The organism is Alteromonas sp. ABM1_013 (genome assembly GCF_056160505.1).
The window spans coordinates 460859-476825 of record NZ_JBSWXH010000004.1 but is presented as its reverse complement, the minus strand read 5'-3'; the positions used below and the strand labels follow the sequence as shown (position 1 = coordinate 476825).

At 45.1% G+C, this 15967-nt stretch carries 17 protein-coding genes; 11 read left to right on the top strand and 6 right to left on the bottom strand.

Annotated elements, in window-relative coordinates; genetic code table 11:
* The first annotated feature begins 159 nt into the window (after positions 1 to 159).
* The 3 genes from ACXAGK_RS14010 (at position 160) to ACXAGK_RS14000 (ending at position 1747) form a co-directional block, all read left to right on the top strand.
* Positions 160 to 1092: a WD40 repeat domain-containing protein gene (locus tag ACXAGK_RS14010; protein ID WP_474856786.1), complete on the top strand. Its 933-nt coding sequence runs from the start codon at positions 160 to 162 to the stop codon at positions 1090 to 1092.
* A gap of 9 nt (positions 1093 to 1101) precedes the next feature.
* Positions 1102 to 1350, top strand: coding sequence for a SlyX family protein (locus tag ACXAGK_RS14005; protein ID WP_012520155.1), 249 nt, complete (start codon positions 1102 to 1104; stop codon positions 1348 to 1350).
* A 238-nt stretch (positions 1351 to 1588) separates the two neighbouring features.
* Positions 1589 to 1747 carry a hypothetical protein gene (locus ACXAGK_RS14000; protein ID WP_012520154.1) on the top strand — a complete coding sequence of 53 codons (159 nt, stop codon included), beginning with the start codon at positions 1589 to 1591 and terminating at the stop codon, positions 1745 to 1747.
* A 118-nt stretch (positions 1748 to 1865) separates the two neighbouring features.
* On the opposite strand, the gene ACXAGK_RS13995 is transcribed toward ACXAGK_RS14000, so the two are convergent.
* Positions 1866 to 2975 (bottom strand): DUF748 domain-containing protein, encoded by a 1110-nt coding sequence (locus ACXAGK_RS13995; RefSeq protein ID WP_474856699.1) that lies wholly within the window; start codon positions 2973 to 2975, stop codon positions 1866 to 1868.
* A gap of 178 nt (positions 2976 to 3153) precedes the next feature.
* Positions 3154 to 3360, bottom strand: a complete 207-nt coding sequence (locus ACXAGK_RS13990; RefSeq protein WP_012520152.1) for a YheV family putative zinc ribbon protein — start codon at positions 3358 to 3360, stop codon at positions 3154 to 3156.
* 118 nt (positions 3361 to 3478) lie between these two features.
* Between ACXAGK_RS13990 and ACXAGK_RS13985 the strand changes: the two genes are divergently transcribed.
* Genes ACXAGK_RS13985 through ACXAGK_RS13970 form a run of 4 tightly spaced genes read left to right on the top strand, consistent with a single transcriptional unit; the run spans position 3479 to position 7265 of the window.
* Entirely contained in the window at positions 3479 to 5431 is a 1953-nt protein-coding gene (locus ACXAGK_RS13985; protein ID WP_474856698.1) for an ATP-binding cassette domain-containing protein, read from the top strand.
* Positions 5412 to 5918, top strand: a complete 507-nt coding sequence (locus ACXAGK_RS13980; protein WP_474856697.1) for a TIGR02444 family protein — start codon at positions 5412 to 5414, stop codon at positions 5916 to 5918. The genes ACXAGK_RS13985 and ACXAGK_RS13980 overlap by 20 nt, the downstream gene beginning before the upstream one ends.
* 20 nt (positions 5919 to 5938) lie before the next feature.
* Entirely contained in the window at positions 5939 to 6973 is a 1035-nt protein-coding gene (locus ACXAGK_RS13975) for a hydrolase (protein WP_118491212.1), read from the top strand.
* A 58-nt stretch (positions 6974 to 7031) separates the two neighbouring features.
* On the top strand, positions 7032 to 7265 hold the full coding sequence (locus ACXAGK_RS13970) for a YheU family protein (RefSeq protein ID WP_474856696.1): 234 nt from the start codon (positions 7032 to 7034) through the stop codon (positions 7263 to 7265).
* A 92-nt stretch (positions 7266 to 7357) separates the two neighbouring features.
* Here ACXAGK_RS13970 and ACXAGK_RS13965 read toward each other — a convergent pair whose 3' ends face one another.
* Positions 7358 to 7912, bottom strand: a complete 555-nt coding sequence (locus ACXAGK_RS13965) for an outer membrane beta-barrel protein (protein WP_474856695.1) — start codon at positions 7910 to 7912, stop codon at positions 7358 to 7360.
* An 833-nt stretch (positions 7913 to 8745) separates the two neighbouring features.
* On the opposite strand from ACXAGK_RS13965, the gene ACXAGK_RS13960 reads away from it, so the two are divergent.
* Both ACXAGK_RS13960 and mdoH read left to right on the top strand, forming a co-directional pair.
* On the top strand, positions 8746 to 10371 hold the full coding sequence (locus ACXAGK_RS13960; protein WP_474856694.1) for a glucan biosynthesis protein G: 1626 nt from the start codon (positions 8746 to 8748) through the stop codon (positions 10369 to 10371).
* Positions 10352 to 12352, top strand: coding sequence for a glucans biosynthesis glucosyltransferase MdoH (gene mdoH, locus ACXAGK_RS13955; protein ID WP_474856693.1), 2001 nt, complete (start codon positions 10352 to 10354; stop codon positions 12350 to 12352). Before ACXAGK_RS13960 ends, mdoH begins: the two co-directional genes overlap by 20 nt.
* A 107-nt stretch (positions 12353 to 12459) precedes the next feature.
* On the opposite strand, the gene ACXAGK_RS13950 is transcribed toward mdoH, so the two are convergent.
* From ACXAGK_RS13950 to nudE, 3 genes are all read right to left on the bottom strand, one after another.
* Positions 12460 to 13044 carry a YceI family protein gene (locus ACXAGK_RS13950; RefSeq protein ID WP_474856692.1) on the bottom strand — a complete coding sequence of 195 codons (585 nt, stop codon included), beginning with the start codon at positions 13042 to 13044 and terminating at the stop codon, positions 12460 to 12462.
* 127 nt (positions 13045 to 13171) lie between these two features.
* A complete protein-coding gene (cysQ, locus tag ACXAGK_RS13945; RefSeq protein WP_474856691.1) occupies positions 13172 to 14017 on the bottom strand; it encodes a 3'(2'),5'-bisphosphate nucleotidase CysQ in 846 nt (281 codons plus the stop codon).
* A gap of 3 nt (positions 14018 to 14020) precedes the next feature.
* Positions 14021 to 14584: an ADP compounds hydrolase NudE gene (nudE, locus tag ACXAGK_RS13940; protein ID WP_179985011.1), complete on the bottom strand. Its 564-nt coding sequence runs from the start codon at positions 14582 to 14584 to the stop codon at positions 14021 to 14023.
* A 71-nt stretch (positions 14585 to 14655) separates the two neighbouring features.
* Between nudE and yrfG the strand changes: the two genes are divergently transcribed.
* Together yrfG and yjjX are read left to right on the top strand one after the other, a co-directional pair.
* Positions 14656 to 15369: a GMP/IMP nucleotidase gene (gene yrfG, locus ACXAGK_RS13935; protein ID WP_474803576.1), complete on the top strand. Its 714-nt coding sequence runs from the start codon at positions 14656 to 14658 to the stop codon at positions 15367 to 15369.
* Between the two features lie 7 nt (positions 15370 to 15376).
* Positions 15377 to 15928, top strand: coding sequence for an inosine/xanthosine triphosphatase (gene yjjX / locus ACXAGK_RS13930; RefSeq protein WP_474856690.1), 552 nt, complete (start codon positions 15377 to 15379; stop codon positions 15926 to 15928).
* The last annotated feature ends 39 nt before the right edge of the window (positions 15929 to 15967 follow it).

The window sequence follows — 15967 nt, the reverse complement described above, 5'->3', positions numbered from 1 at the left end:
GTCTATACTGCTGCATCTAAGGCAGTTTGCACGATAGTTAAAGATGCGTGATCCATGCTATGTTAAACCTAGCGTTTACAAAGCGAAACCCATTTGATTATGTTTAGGCCTCAAATGTTCCATAGAATAGTGTTACTCACCTTACTTATTGGCAATTCCATGGGATGTTCTGTCCCTGATACTACGCCAATACAGCAGTGGCGTCATGTAGAAGAGGGCGCTTACGCGGCAGATATATCCACCGACGGCACCTTAGCGGTAGTGTCTGGCGTGAATAATGGTGTCAATGTATGGCGAATTGGGCAGAGCGAGCCCCTCTATCATTGGAGTCATCAAGGGGAAGGTAACAACCTAGTGATGTCAGTGCACATCAGTGCAGATAAGCGCTATGTGGTCACGGCCGACCGTGAAGCGTTTGCTCTGTGGAGTTTAGAAACTGGCGAACCAGAAGGGTTTTGGCGAATAGATGAGTCCTCTATTCGCGATGTGGTAGTCACCAATAATGGTAATGGCATACTCGTCGCTCGCTCAAATGGTAAGGTGATGTATTTTGAGCCGCGCACCTCTCGTCGTCTTGAGTTTTTTGGGCATCAGGAAAAAGTTAATTCCATTGATATCTCACCTAATGGCAAGTTTGCCCTTACTGGTGGCAATGACTACATTGCCTACTTGTGGAGTACAGACACTGGGCAGATTATCCACACCTTCACGCACCCCACCCGAGTAACCAAAGTTGCGTTAGACGATGAAGGCCGGTTTGCTTTTACTGCCGACAGTCAAAGTAAGTCGCAAGTGTGGAATGTACAAACCGGGCAGCCCGTGACTTCACTGAAATTTGCATCAAGACAAAAAATCTTCACCGACGTCGAGTTTTCAAAAGATGGCCAGTATTTACTAACAGGCTCTCCTGCCAGGAAGGTTTATCTTTGGAATTTGAACAACGGCGAACAAATCCAGTCCATTCAAGTCGCATCGAGAGAGTCTATTTCACCGCCAACCGCAGTTGTTTATGGCGTCGGCTTCCTTCCCAATGATAATATATTGTCTATAAGTAGCAGTGGTCTTGCCGAAGAATGGCAACGAGAGAGATAGAGAAATTACATGACAGACAAAAGCGCTGAGCAGTTACAACAGCAAATAGATAGCGCCAATAGCTATATTGAAGAGTTACAGATGAAAGTAGCCTTTCAAGAACACACTATCGAGGCACTTAATGAAGCGTTGGCTTCACAACAAAAGCAACTCGATGATTTAGCGTTTAAAGTAAGTCACGTAATAGACCGTGTTAAAAGCATAGAACCGTCTAATATTGCTAAGCAATCAGAAGAAACCCCGCCTCCGCACTATTAATTTTAGCCATTCTTGAGTGGTATAGGCGCTTTTTTTGTTTGAAAGAAGCGCCTCAAAGGCAGTCGACAAATTAGTAAAATCAACCGTTTATGAGGCTTCGGGTTAAACACTAGTTTATCTTGTTATGAGTTAGGCTAAGACTGCATTTATCCTGATAATCTAATTGAATTACACTTGCGCGCAATTGCACAGGCCCAAGTAATACCGAGCCTTATCTTCAACAAATAAGAGAGTAGTTATGAGTGATTTTGATATGGATGCGTTTGACAGCATCGATTTTGACTCAGTTGAGCAGTCAGTAGCCGAAAAGCAGGCTGAAAAAGACAAGCAGGAAAGCCAAGAAATTGAAGGCATGCGCGACGGTGCCAACGATTGTGGTGATAGCTGTACTATATAATACTATCTAAACCGCTAAGGGCTCGTGAAGAGCCTTCAGCGTTGTATAAGCCTTCAGCGTTATATAAGCCCTTAGCGGTTAAATCAGCCCTTAGCAGCGTAAGAAAAATTCAGCGTTTTTAATTAGACCCCTCAGGGTTCTCTAGTCGGTCTAACTCCAATCTGTCGAGCTCTACACTTTCCTCCACATCGCCTTGAAATGCTTTAATAAATGCGTTTTTCAATATCGCCGTAAACGCCTCCCAAGTCTGTGTTTCTGGGCTAGATAAGTCGCCCTTAATGGGAATACGCGTGGCAATTTGGTCTTGGCTCTGATTTTCAAACAGTTCAGTGATAAACGCGGAAATTGCTTCAATACTGCCTTCAACAAAACCGTCTCCGTCACGTTCAATGTCGCCTTTCCAAGAAAATACTTCAACGTTATGCAAAATAGGTTTTATATAGCCTTTTACCTGCCCTTCATTAGACGCGACCTCGGCAGCAAGCGTAAGCGTTCCGGCTTCTAGGTCGAAAGGCGCATAGGTATCAAGCAGGTTTTTAAAATTCACCAAACCCACATTGTCAGCTTGAATGTCTAAATCAAAAGTAGGGGCTTTGGTTGCAGGATTAAGCTTGGCGTTTAATGAAATAGTCCCTTGCTCTGCCGTCTGGCCATTCGCAGTAGCTGTGGCTACGCGCGTGTCTGATAAGTCGTCGCTGTTTACCAAATTATTCACTTCAAGATGAATGTCGTGCAGCGCAATATCAATAGCCGGAGAGGTATCAGGGTTGTGAAAAGCAATTTTCCCTTCGTTAATGGTGAGTTTGTCTATACGTAGAGGAAACAATTGGTCGGCAATAGACAGCCAGTTTTCGTTCTTACCCGACTGACTCTTTTTTTCCGTGTTTCCGTCTACAAAGTTAATTTCTGGAGAATTTACCACCACTCTGCCAACGGCTGCACCTTTAAAAAGCTGTGACCACGAAAGTGTAAACTCCACATAATCAGCCTTAAACAGTGGCTTATCTATTTGTCCATTCGCTTTATACAGCAACACATATTCTAAGCTGTAAGCACCACGCCATAGCATTAAATCGACATCGCCTACTCGACCATCGTATTGGTCCGATTGGCTTAGCGTGTTGTTAATGTATGTGGCTGCGGCATAGGGAAGGTACAACCTAAACGCGATGAGCATGAGCAATAGCCCTGCTACTACATAGCAAAATCGTTTTTTAGCGTGTTTCATATTTCACTCCTTAAGGAAAGGAATACAAAAAACATGCCTTGGAGAGCGTTTTTCCTCGGTAAGGGCGTTAGCCGCTAGTGGCGCGATACCCAGAGAAGGTTTTAAAAAGCCTGAGTACAGTATGATTAGGTGTTACACAGGCTTAAGGGTAAGATTTACTGAGATGTGGGTAGGAATGCTAGTGAGGTTTAAAGATACCAATCACGTTTTCGTTAGAGCGCGTAGCGGCACTCACCTTTTCGTCGGTTTGCGCTTCGTTGTACCCACATGCGACGCATTCCAGCTTTTCCACGTTATTTTCAAAATATAACGAAATAGTATCTAGCTCTTGGCATTTTGGGCACGTAGCCCCTGCTACAAAGCGACGTTTTACACGTTTTGACATACATACACCTTTGGGGAATTTCGCCAGTATTATACCTTGAAATGGTATGTGTTGATCAGCTTTTACCTTAAGTTTTTGATACTATACGCGCCCTAGATTGTTCTATCACAGGTTAGTCATGATTAAGCTTTCAAATGTATCGCTACTTCGAGGCCGCAAAATGCTGCTGGAAGAGGCGTCGGCACAGGTTTTTCCAGGTCACAAAGTGGCGCTAATAGGCAGCAATGGCTGCGGAAAGTCCACGCTGTTCGCGCTACTGCGAAGTGAGTTGAGTGTTGATGCTGGCGACTGCAGCGTCCCCAGCGATTGGCGAATTGTAAGCGTGGCTCAGGAAACGCCAGCGACTGATCGAACTGCGATAGATTACGTGATAGACGGTGACAAACATTTACGTGATTTACAGGCTAAGCTAGACGCCGCTGAAAAAAGCGGAGACGGCGTAAAGATTGGCCAAATTCATGGGCAACTAGAGCAGGCTGGGGCTTACGATGTGGAATCACGTGCAGCGACTATACTTTCCGGCCTAGGGTTTACTAATGCGCAGTTAAGCGCGCCAGTCAGTGACTTTTCTGGTGGCTGGCGTATGCGCCTAAACCTGGCTCAAGCGCTGCTTTGCCCTTCAGACTTATTGCTGCTTGATGAGCCCACTAACCACTTAGATTTAGATGCCGTAATTTGGCTAGAGAAGTGGTTACAACGTTATGCGGGCACGCTTTTACTTATTTCTCATGATAAAGCGTTTATAGACAATACCGTCGCGCAAATTATTAGTGTTGAGCAACAGAAGCTTGTTACTTACACAGGTAATTATTCATCTTACGAAACCCAGCGTGCTGAGCGTATACGCTTACAAAACATTGAGTATGAAAAGCAGCAGCAAAAGGTAGCCCATCTAAACTCGTTTATTACGCGGTTTAAAGCCAAGGCTAGTAAAGCGAAGCAAGCGCAAAGCCGTATTAAGCAGCTAGAGAAAATGGAAACGTTAATGCCAGCCCATATGGCTAGCCCGTTTAGCTTTTCCTTTGCTCCGCCTACTGCACTTCCTAACCCTCTGGTTCAAATGGAAAAAATACAGCTGGGGTACGATGACCATATAGTGCTTCAACAGGTAAAACTGAATTTAGTACCTGGCAGCAGAATAGGTCTTCTAGGTAGAAACGGGCAAGGTAAGTCAACGTTAATCAAGCTGTTAGCGGGTGTTCATGCGCCCAAGCAAGGTATTTTTAATACCGCAAAAGGTCTGAAGATTGGCTATTTTGCCCAGCACCAGTTAGAAACACTAGACGCGAATGCCACACCCCTTTTACATTTGCAGCGTATTGATGAAAAAGCTACTGAACAGCAGCTTCGCGATTACCTGGGCGGTTTTGGATTTAACGGCGATGAAGCATTGGCACCCGTGGCACCTATGTCAGGTGGCGAAAAGGCGCGCTTGGTGTTGGCACTAATTGTCTACCAAAAACCTAACTTATTGCTGCTGGATGAGCCTACCAACCATCTAGACTTAGAAATGCGCCACGCGCTTAATATTGCTCTTCAAGGTTTTGAAGGCGCTATGGTACTGGTATCTCACGACCGCTTCTTACTTTCCTCGGTTTGTGAAGATTTCTATTTGGTAGACAGCGGTGAAGTTGAGCCATTTAAAGGCGATTTGGATGACTATCGCGACTGGATTCTAAAACAGCAGGCGGCAGAAAAAGCCAAGGCCAACAGCGACGCTAAAAACGACGCGCAGCAAGAGGCCGGAGCGCACAGTAAGCCAGAACGCAAGTTAGATCGTAAAGAAGAAAAGCGCCGCGAAGCCGAGTTCAGACAAAGCGTAGCGCCACTTAAAAAAGCCATCGAAAAACACGAAAAAGCCATGGAGAAATGCAGTACCGCCTTGGCAGAGGTGGAAGCATTACTCGCCGATACCTCGCTTTACAGCGACGACAAAAAAGCAGAACTCATGGGCTTGCTCGACAAACAAACTCAGCTTAAGCAACAGCTTGAAGAGGAAGAAATGGCATGGCTAGATGCCCAAGAGCAGATAGAGCAAAAACGAGAAGAGTATGACAGTGTCAGCGCCTAATATAAAAAGCAGTGTGTTTTGGGAGTACAGCGTATCTCGCTATACGAAAGGTGATATGGCACCGCTCGCGCTTCTGCTTCAAGATAACCACAAGGTGAATGTAAACGTTCTCTTGCTGATCTGCTGGTGTTTAGAGAATAATGTCATTATAAATTTGCCTCAGCTTAAATCGGTTATAGCGGCATCAGCGAGCACTGACGAAAAGTTAAAGCAGCATCGCGAGAAGCGCAAAGCAGCAAGCCCTGAGAAAGGTGGTGAGCAAACAGCCTACGATGCACTCAAAGCGCAAGAATTAGAGCTTGAAAGGCAACAGCAGCAAGACATCGTTGCATCTTTTAATAAGCAGGCGGTAACGCACTTGGGTCAGCAAGCCTCGCCAACGAATATATTTAACGCGTCTATCGCTGCGTTCATTAATGCATACGAGTTACGCGACAACAACGAGGCGCGCCAGTTAGTGAGCCTTGTGGTTAATCAATTATCGTAAAAACACAATAAGAAAATACAATGAGCAAATCAGCGCTATCGCATGGAAAGATAATAAAAAGTAGCTTTAAAGTGCCAGGCTGGGCAAAGAACCGACATGTGCAAACCATATGGCCGCGTTTTATTCAAAAGCGCTTACCCCTTTCTTATAACATGGAGCGTTTAACCTTACCGGATGACGATTTTGTTGACGTAGCATGGGGTCCCAAACCACAAGAGACATCAGGGATAGTGGTGATGTTTCACGGATTGGAAGGCAGCATCAAGTCGCATTATGCTAACGATATGATGGCCCAACTGTCTGTGAATGGTTGGCAGGTGGTAATGATGCATTATCGCGGCTGTAGCGGTGTACCAAACCTAAAAGCGCGCGCTTATCACAGTGGCGAAACAGAAGACCCTAGTTTTTTCTTAGAGTGGCTGCACGATAAATTTCCACGTATTCCCAAGGTGGCTATTGGCTTTTCGCTTGGCGGTAATATGTTGTTGAAACTCTTAGGTGAAAACCCTGCACAAAAGTGGCTGAAGGCGGCTGTTGCCATCTCTTCTCCACTTAAACTATCTGAGTGCGCAAAGTCAATTAATCAGGGATTTTCGCGGGTATATCAAAAGTATTTACTTACTAGCATGAAAGATACTTTGCGTAAGAAGATGGAATACATTGACTATCGCAAGCTTATTCAGCTTACAAAAAGTGATGTAGAAGGCATTACTAGCTTTACTCAATTTGACGAGAAGATCACGGCTCCCCTGCACGGTTTTGCAGATGCGCAAGACTATTATGAAAAGTGCAGCGCGTATCACTTTTTAAGTGCCATCCACTGCCCAACGTTAGTATTGCATAGCATCGATGACCCCTTCATGAACCACTTAATTGTGCCAAAAGAAGAGGAGCTTGCGCGTAACGTCACCGTAGAATTGAGCGAACGAGGCGGTCATGTCGGCTTCATGCAAGGCTCTGTATTAAACCCGAAGGTTTGGCTGCACGAGCGCGTAAAACGCTTCGTTAGCGAAGCCTTACCGGTAAACTCAACCTGTGGTTATGTTAGTCGCTAATACTGAGGTGATATTGGTGTCGTTTAAGTTTTATAAAACGTTTTTCCCAGGAGTGTGAATGATAATTCCCATCGACGCGTTAGAATCCGATACGCTTTATAGCTTGGCTGAGTCTTTTGTATTACGCGAAGGCACCGACTATGGCGCTGAGGAAGTTGAGCTAGAAGTAAAAGTTCAGCAGGTGCTAGACAGGTTAAAATCTGGCGAGGCAGTACTCGTATACTCAGAGCTTCACGAAAGTGTAGATATAAAAAGAAAAGAAGATATTGAGCCCAGCGACACAGCTGAATAGAAAACGAAGCGGAAGAATAGCCGTCTTCTTGAAATGCAGACATAAAAAAGCCGGGTCGAGCAACCCGGCTACCTACCTGAGGAGAGGAAGGCTTAAAAAGCGTAGCGTGCAGTTACCTGCATAATGTCTAAATCATCAATGATTTTGTAGTTTGCACCAACTGCCCACTGTGGCGTGATGTAGTAGTTAGCGCCTACTTTGAATGTCGCTTCACCATCATCTACATCGTAATAGCCAACTTCACCAGCAAGCTCTACCTGCTCTGTAATCATCGAGCGAAGACCTGCATTAATGCTGTAGCCTGTCTCATCATCTATGTCACCATCAACACGCTCTAGGTTAGCGCCAAAATAGGCATCTGTTGTGGCGTTTACAGGTAAGCGGTAACCTGCACCTAGGGTTAGCATATCGAAGTCGAAGTTACCTTCTTCAAAAAAGCTGTACTCGCCGTTTAAGTACCAGTTGCTATTTAACAGGTACTTACCATTAATGGTTAGGCCGTCTGGTTCGAAAGACTCGTTGTCGTCAAAGTCCATTTTGGTGTAACCACCTTCTACGTAACGCCAGTCTGGCTTGTCGGCCATTGCTGTAAGAGGAAGTGTTGCCGCAGTAAGTGTAGCTGCAATAAGTGTGATTGATTTACGCATGTGATAACTCCTTAGTATGCTCAGTAGCCCAGTTTCTGCAACGCAAACATCCAATGTGTTTGCGAAGCGTGTCACAAGTCAGCGCTCCTAAAGCGCGCTGCTCTTCTGCAAACACGCTGTCTTTCTAAATCGCTCTGCTTTTATACATCGCTCTGCAGTGGGCCACTTGATTGATGAACACAAAACCAAAAACGTCTTCATGTCATCTCAATTATTTCTTTTCAGAAATCGTGTCCGATGTATTTATCAACATGGTGGAGTGCAAAGCGCCTGCCAACTGCGAAAAAAACTCAGCTGAAATTCAAATGGGAGGCATTCATTTGTCTGATAAATATAGAGAAATTAAAAAATAAGAAGAAGCGTTATATGAATGCCTAAGCTGGCAATGCCTAGGTGAAGTTTAAAAAATAAACATATTGGCATGGGGAACTGTCTCTAAAAAACAACAGATAACCTTTTGTCTAACTCATCGGACAAATTTACAACAAGGAAATTGGCCACTAACTTCAATGTCGATGCTTTTAAGTGACTGTAAATAAATGTAAATATAATAAATTAGCCCGTCTTTTTAGTGTTGGAACAGCTTTTGCTGAAGTACCTGTGTGTTATCCAGCATTCACTTTTGCCAACAGGCACGGAATTCGGTTTTTTTCGCGATGCCAGTGAATAAGGAAAGGAATAGAGCGCCTTTCTTGAATGGTTTCAATGAATACTTTTTCTCATCATCGTTTTAAAGCAGCAGATAATCTGTTGCTCGCTATGTATAGCTAAGCGATAAAGCTAAGAGATTGACGACCATCTGGATAACCATTGTTTTCATAAGGAGAGGACAAATGGCTAAGCCAGTTTCAATTTTCGGAAAAGATTTACAAACTAATGCGATTCAGCATCGAAAGCTGTCGCGCATTCTTTTGGCGATGACCAGCGTTATTGCCCTATTTGCATTTCATCAAGCAGGCGCTGTCGAGGTTAATGACAACAATCAGCCTCAAAAAGCATCACCCGTTCTTCAATCTATAATTGATGCTGCTCGCAAATCAGCAACAGAAAGCTATGAACAAGACGATCACGGATTAAACAGCAAGTTAAAAGAGATTGATTACACCACTTATCGTTCTATTCGCTTTAAGCCTGAGCAAAGTCTTTGGCACGGCGAGAACGACTACGAACTTCAGTTTTTTCATCCGGGTTTTTTATATGAGTACCCCGTCACCATTCACACTATTGGCGAAAGCAACAAGCCTGAGCGCTTAGCGTTTAACAGCGATATGTTTAACTACGACGGGTCTGCGTCGGGGTTAGCTGGGTTAACGGATGAAAAGTCAGGGTTCGCTGGATTTCGCGTTCACTATCCTATCAAGAACAACGAGTACAAAGATGAATTTGCTGTATTCCTCGGTGCTTCATATTTTCGTTTGGTAGGTAAAAATCAAGTTTATGGTATTTCAGCACGGGGTTTGGCAATTGATACCGCGTTAGCGAAAGGTGAAGAGTTCCCTCACTTCACAGAGTTTTGGGTTATCGAGCCCGGTGAAGGCAAACCAATTACTATTTATGCTCGCCTAGAAAGTCCTTCTGTTGCAGGTGCGTATAAATTCGTTATTCAGCCTGATATCGATACCAGCGTAAAGGTAGAAAGCTGGTTATTTGCTCGCGACGACGTGAATAAGCTAGGTATTGCACCATTTACCAGCATGTTTTTGTATGGCGAGAACACAGAAAAGCGTCATGACGATTATCGCCCAGAAGTGCACGATAGTGACGGTGTGCTAATGGTAACTCATGCGGGTGAAGAGATTTGGCGTCCACTGACTAACCCAGCACGCCTTCAAGTAACGTCACTTAGCGATACAAATCCCAAAGGCTTTGGCATGCTTCAGCGCGACGGTGAGTGGGGTAACTACCTTGATGCTGAGGCCAACTATCATATACGTCCTGGGCTATGGGTTACCCCAGAAGCCGGCTTTGAGAAAGGCCGTTTAGAAGTAGTAGAAATTCCAACTAAGTCTGAAATTCATGACAATATCGTGGCTTTTTGGACACCTGAAAAACCATTCAAATCCGGTGAGTCCCTGTACTTCTCTTACGACCTTAAGACGGTAGAGCAAAACCCTTTTGTAAGCGAATTAGCGTCTGTTGTGCGTACCCGTCAGGGAAAGGCCGTGTTACCAGGCGATGAATTTAAAGATGATAGCTTGAACACTACCCGCCAGTTCAATGTGGACTTCAGTGCTCCTTCTGCCATTTCTTTTGACAATGAAACTATGAAGCTGGTTGTGCAGGGCACCAACGGAACGATTTCCCAACAGCGCCTTTATCCTGTAGCCGACGGCCAAGAGTGGCGCGCTTCCTTTTTTGTTAAGCCGAAAGAAAAGCAAACGGTAGATATGCGCGCTTACATTGAAAAAGACGGAAAGCGTGTTAGTGAGGTTTGGAATTATGTCTACCAGCCAAAGTAATCGTCCTCAAACATCAGTATCGAACGAGGCTAAAGCCGTGCCTCAGCTTAAACGTGACAGCACTGCACGTGCTTCACAATTCATCTTAAAAGGAGAGCATATGCGTTTGTTTATCATGGCAATGCTAGTGATTCCAAGCACGGCATTGGCCGGTTGGAGCTTATACGAGATATTTTTACCGAACGGCCTTACGAATCTAGAAATTGCGCAGTTAGGCTTGGGTTTGACCCTATTCGCTTGGCTGTGCATGGCGTTTTGGACGGGTATCATTGGTTTCTTTTTACAGCTTTTCAATATAGATCCGCTGAGTTTACGCAGAAACCAAGTAAAGCCCGATGCTTCGTCGCCGTTAAAGCAAAAACACGCCGTAGTCATGCCGGTTTATAACGAAGATACCCGCCGTATTATGGTGGGGTTCGAAGCCTGTATTCGCGAGTTAATGGAAAGCGAAAACAGTTCGAATTTCGATTTCTATATGCTCAGCGACACCCGTGACATGGAAAAAGCGGATGCTGAGCTACGCGCTTTTACTCGATTGAAAAAGCGTTTGGGAGCCTTCTCTAGCCAAGTGTTTTACCGCCGTCGCGAGCAAAACCTGCACAGAAAAGTGGGTAACCTTAAAGAGTTTTGTGAACGCTGGGGTGCAAATTACGAGTCGATGATTGTATTAGATGCCGACAGCGTAATGACCGGAGAGCGTATGCAGGACCTAGCCCGCCGTATTGAGCAAAACCCTGATACGGCCTTAGTGCAGACTATTCCTATGCCAGTACGTCAGAACACCTTCTTTGGTCGTTTCGTGCAGTTTGCCGCTCATCTTTACAGCCCAATGTTGGCGACAGGCTTATCGTTTTGGCAAACAGACAGTGCAAACTACTGGGGGCACAATGCCATTATTCGTATTGCCCCTTTCATGCAGCATTGTGGACTTCCCACTCTTGAAGGTCGTGCACCTTTTGGTGGCGAAATACTAAGCCACGACTTTGTCGAAGCAGCGCTACTGCGCCGTGCAGGTTGGCAGGCTTATTTGCTTACCGACACTACGGGTAGCTATGAAGAAGTGCCAAGTAACATTGTTGACTACGCCATTCGAGACCGCCGCTGGGTGCAGGGCAACATACAGCATTTAGGGCTTTTGAAGGTGAAAGGTCTTAAAATGGCGAACCGTCTGCACTTCTTATTTGGTGCGTTTGCGTACATTTCTTCACTAATTCTGTTTTGTATGTTGGCACTAGGTACCGCAGATGCATTAATTCGCGCCACGTCAGTGCCAGAGTTCTTCGTATCTGAGTATCAGCTTTTCCCCAGTTGGCAGGTAGCACGCCAAGACATGATGATGGTAACCATGTGGGGTACCGCCGCCTTACTATTCTTACCTAAGCTTTTAGGTATTTCCTTGGCTTTAACGAAACGTCGTGAAGAGTTTGGTGGGGCGTGGTCTTTACTAAAAGGCGCGGCAATTGAATTAGCCATGGCTGTGCTAATTGCGCCGCTGATGATGTTCTACCACAGCTATTTTGTGATCAGTGTTTTTATCGGTCACTCAGTTAAATGGGAAGCACAAGAGCGTGAAGGTCGCAAAGTACCCTGGACCGTTGCAATCAAACACACGCAAATTATGAGTTGCTTAGCGGTTGCGTGGGGCGTAACTACCTTTTATTTCACACCGTCGCTGTTTATGTGGCTGCTACCTGTATTAATTGGCATGGTGTTGGCAGCACCGGTTATCCGCTTAACAAGCAGTGATAAACTAGGCATAGCGATGCGAAAATGGGGCGTGTTTGTCATTGATCAGGAAGTAAATGAATGTAAAGCACTGAAGCGTTTACGTGTTGCGATGGGATATTTCACTGTCTCTCAATATAAGGCAGAAGTACCTGCCCTTCCCGAGAACGTGTGGCAAGGTATGCCAGAGCAAGCGTTAAGTCAAAAGCCATTACCTATGCGTTACAGACTTCCTAACAGATTGCATCAGTCTTAGAAACAGGCCCTTAAAACCAAAAAACCGCACGTTTTGTGCGGTTTTTTATGCTTTGATTTATTACCACTGCCTAACTCTTATCGATAGACGCTAGCAATAGCAGTATTCTATTGCGTAAAGGTAACAGAAAACGTCACTGGGACTGTCGTAGTGATACTCTTTAGCCCTGCAATTTTTTGTAGCGCAGCTACGCCTTCGGCAAGGCCGAAAGATTCTGCTTTAATAAGTGTAGGAGCAGTAGTAGATACAGTTAGCGTATCGTCGTCTACTTTACTCGCCTTAACCGCAAATGATGTAGGAACGGCTTTTCCATGTAACATCAAAATGCCATCTACTTTCCCGTTAACAACTTGACCCGCTTTCAGGCTCATCATCGACTCAGGTAAATCGGCTTCAAACTTAGCTTGTGCATATTTGCTCACATTAAAAAGCATCTCTCGCATTCGCTGATTGCGAATATCAATGGCTGTATTAACTGACGATAAGTCTACCGCCACGGAGAGCTTGCCGCTATCAGACAGGGTACCGTCAAAGCTATCAAACTTATGTACTTCAGTGACTTGTGCATTCTTAGTTGATAAGAAATGTAGTGCACTTGTGTCGCCGTCTATTGACCAGTCGGCTGCGGCAGGGAATGCTAGCCCACATGCGAGCAATGCTGCAGATAACGTGCGAATACGTGTAGTCATCATAGGTTACTCCTTTTACTTTTTGGTTCCATCTGGCTTGATTCAACCAATACCAGAGTAATGTGGCCCAGCAACATTACTACGCTATTATACGTAGGTTTATTGCACTGCGCTAAGTAAATAATACGCGCTAGTGCTGATGTGGGTTTACGAAATCATCATACTGGACTACGTCTTGCCATGGCACCCTTTGATCGCCCATTACCACAAAATCTGGGTTTTCCAGCGAATGACGCTGATTATACGTAAGCGGCTCGAAGTTGGCCGCTGCTATACTCCCGCCAGCTTCGGAAACAATGCATTGAGATGCGCCTGTGTCCCACTCGCCTGTGATACCAATGCGCATGAATACATCAGCTTTGCCTTCGGCAATAAAACACGCTTTCAGTGAGCAACTGCCCAGTGGAAGAGTTTGGTATACGCGCTTCGCGCACATTCTGCTGAGTACTTTCTCTCTTGACTGTCGACGGCTAATTGCAATCATCACCACGCTATTTTTAGGGTCGTCTAGTTTGCGAACGCTTATTGGGTGATCGCCATCAGGTGATGACTTAAACGCCCCTTTGCCTTTTTGCGCATAATACAATGATTGACCTGGAGGCCAGAAAATAACCCCGATAGTTGGCTCATTGTTCTCTATTAGGGCAATGTTGACCGCAAAGTCTCCGCTTCTGGCGATAAATTCTTGGGTGCCGTCGATGGGGTCGATTAACCAGTATCGAGGCCAATGCTTTCGCTCTTCTAAACTTGCGTGTTTATTTTCTTCTGAGAGAATTGGGATATCAGGTGTCGCGGCTTGTAAGCGCTTGTTGATAATGTCGTTTGCCAAATAATCAGCGCTGGTAACGGGAGATTCGTCTTCTTTTTGATAAGCGTCAAACTCACCTTTATCGTACACTTCTAATACGGCTTCACCAGCTTCAACGGCAATTTCTTTCGCAAGTTCTAGTAGGTCGGCATGGGCGTCATCGGGCATTGTTTATTGTTCCTTAAACCACTTTTGAGCTAAAAACAGCGCGGCTATGCAGCGTGCTTCAACAAAGTCTTCTCGTGCAAGTAAAGCATCTGCTTCATCTAAAGGCCAGTGAATCACCTCAAGAGGCTCGGGTTCATCGCCTTCAAGCTGTTTAGGATACAAGTCGCGGGCCAAAACGATGGTCATATTTGCATTGAAAAACGTAGGGGCCATGCTGACCTTATGGAGCTCTATAAGATCGTTCGCTGCAAAGCCCGCCTCTTCTTGTAGTTCGCGATTAGCGGCTTCAATAGCCGTTTCACCTGGGTCTATTAAGCCTTTAGGAAAACCTAGTTGATACGAATGTGTACCGGCAGCATATTCACGAATTAACACCATGGTATTTTCATCAAGCATGGGCACTATCATTACAGCACCCCGGTTTCCGCCCGCCATCCGCTCGAATTCACGGGTAGCACCGTTCGAAAACTCAAGGTCTAAGCGTTCTACCCTAAAGAGTTTGCTTTGCGCAACGATTTCACGAGAATGAATGTGTGGTAACGGTTTGTTCGGATCGATTTTTGGCATGTCTCTCGCTACAACTTTGTTATCATACTTGTATACAATTTCTTAGCTTACTTCATTATAAGGAAAATCGCTTGCCCTTTCTGCCCTGGAATGAAATAGAAACTGTACTGCTAGATATGGACGGTACTTTGTTAGACCTTCATTACGACAACCAGTTCTGGCTGCACCATTTACCAAAACGGTTAGCTCAAATAAAAGGTATTTCTGAGGCCGAGAGTCAAAAGGAAATGAGCGCGCGTTATGAGTCAGTATTTGGGCAAATTCAGTGGTACTGTTTAGACTACTGGGCTGAAACTCTAGCACTGGACCTAGAAAATGAGTTTATGCCGCTGAAACGAGAGTTGGCGCACTTGCTAGCCCTTCGCGACGATACCATTCCCTTCCTTGATGCACTTCATGACTCAGGTAGGCAGGTAGTGTTAGTAACCAATGCGCATCCAAACAGTCTGGCGCTTAAAATAGAGCATACCCAACTTGATGCGCATATCGACAACCTTATTTCTACCCATGAATTTGGCGTTACCAAAGAGTCTCAGCTTTTGTGGGAGCGGCTACAAAAGAGAGTGCAATTTGATAATAGCCGTACCTTATTTGTAGATGACTCACTGCCTATTTTGAAAGCGGCACAGACGTACGGCATCAAGCATTTACTTGCTGTAGATAACCCTGATAGTACTTTGCCAAATCGCAATATTAGCGAATTTCCAGCAGTACGTGATTACCGTTTAATGCTAGAAGATATTAAACGCAGCCCAGTGGGTGATGTTGCAAAAGAACGTTTTTAAAGGACAAATGCAAATGGTATCTGACACAATTTTTGTAGGGTCGCTGAATCCGGTAAAAATAAATGCTGCGCTCAATACACTCTCTGACACACTAGAGCACGACTTTGACGCCCAGGGCATGGCTGTGCCAAGCGGAGTGCCCGAACAGCCAATGAACGAGGATGAAACGCGCCTAGGTGCTATTAATCGCGTGAAGGCCATGCTGGCTCATCATCAAGGCGGTTTAACAGATGCATGGTATGTGGCAATTGAAGGTGGTGTAGATGTATTTGAAGATGGCCCTGCAACCTTTGCGTATGTGGCGATTTACCATGAAGGTCACTGGTCGGTAACACGAAGTGCGAGTTTGCCGCTGCCTGTTAGCGTGTATCAAGCGCTGCAGCGAGGCGAAGAGCTTGGTCCGGTCATGGATAAGCTTTTCGATACGGTAAATATTAAGCAAAAAGGCGGCGCTATAGGGTTACTGACTCTAAATCATGCCTCTAGACAAAGTGTTTATGAAGTTGCGTTGACCCTTGCTATGGCGAAGTTTCATTTTCCAGACTTATATACCGACTAGTCAGGTTAAGTTTCCTTTCACTAAATTAGCCATTACCAA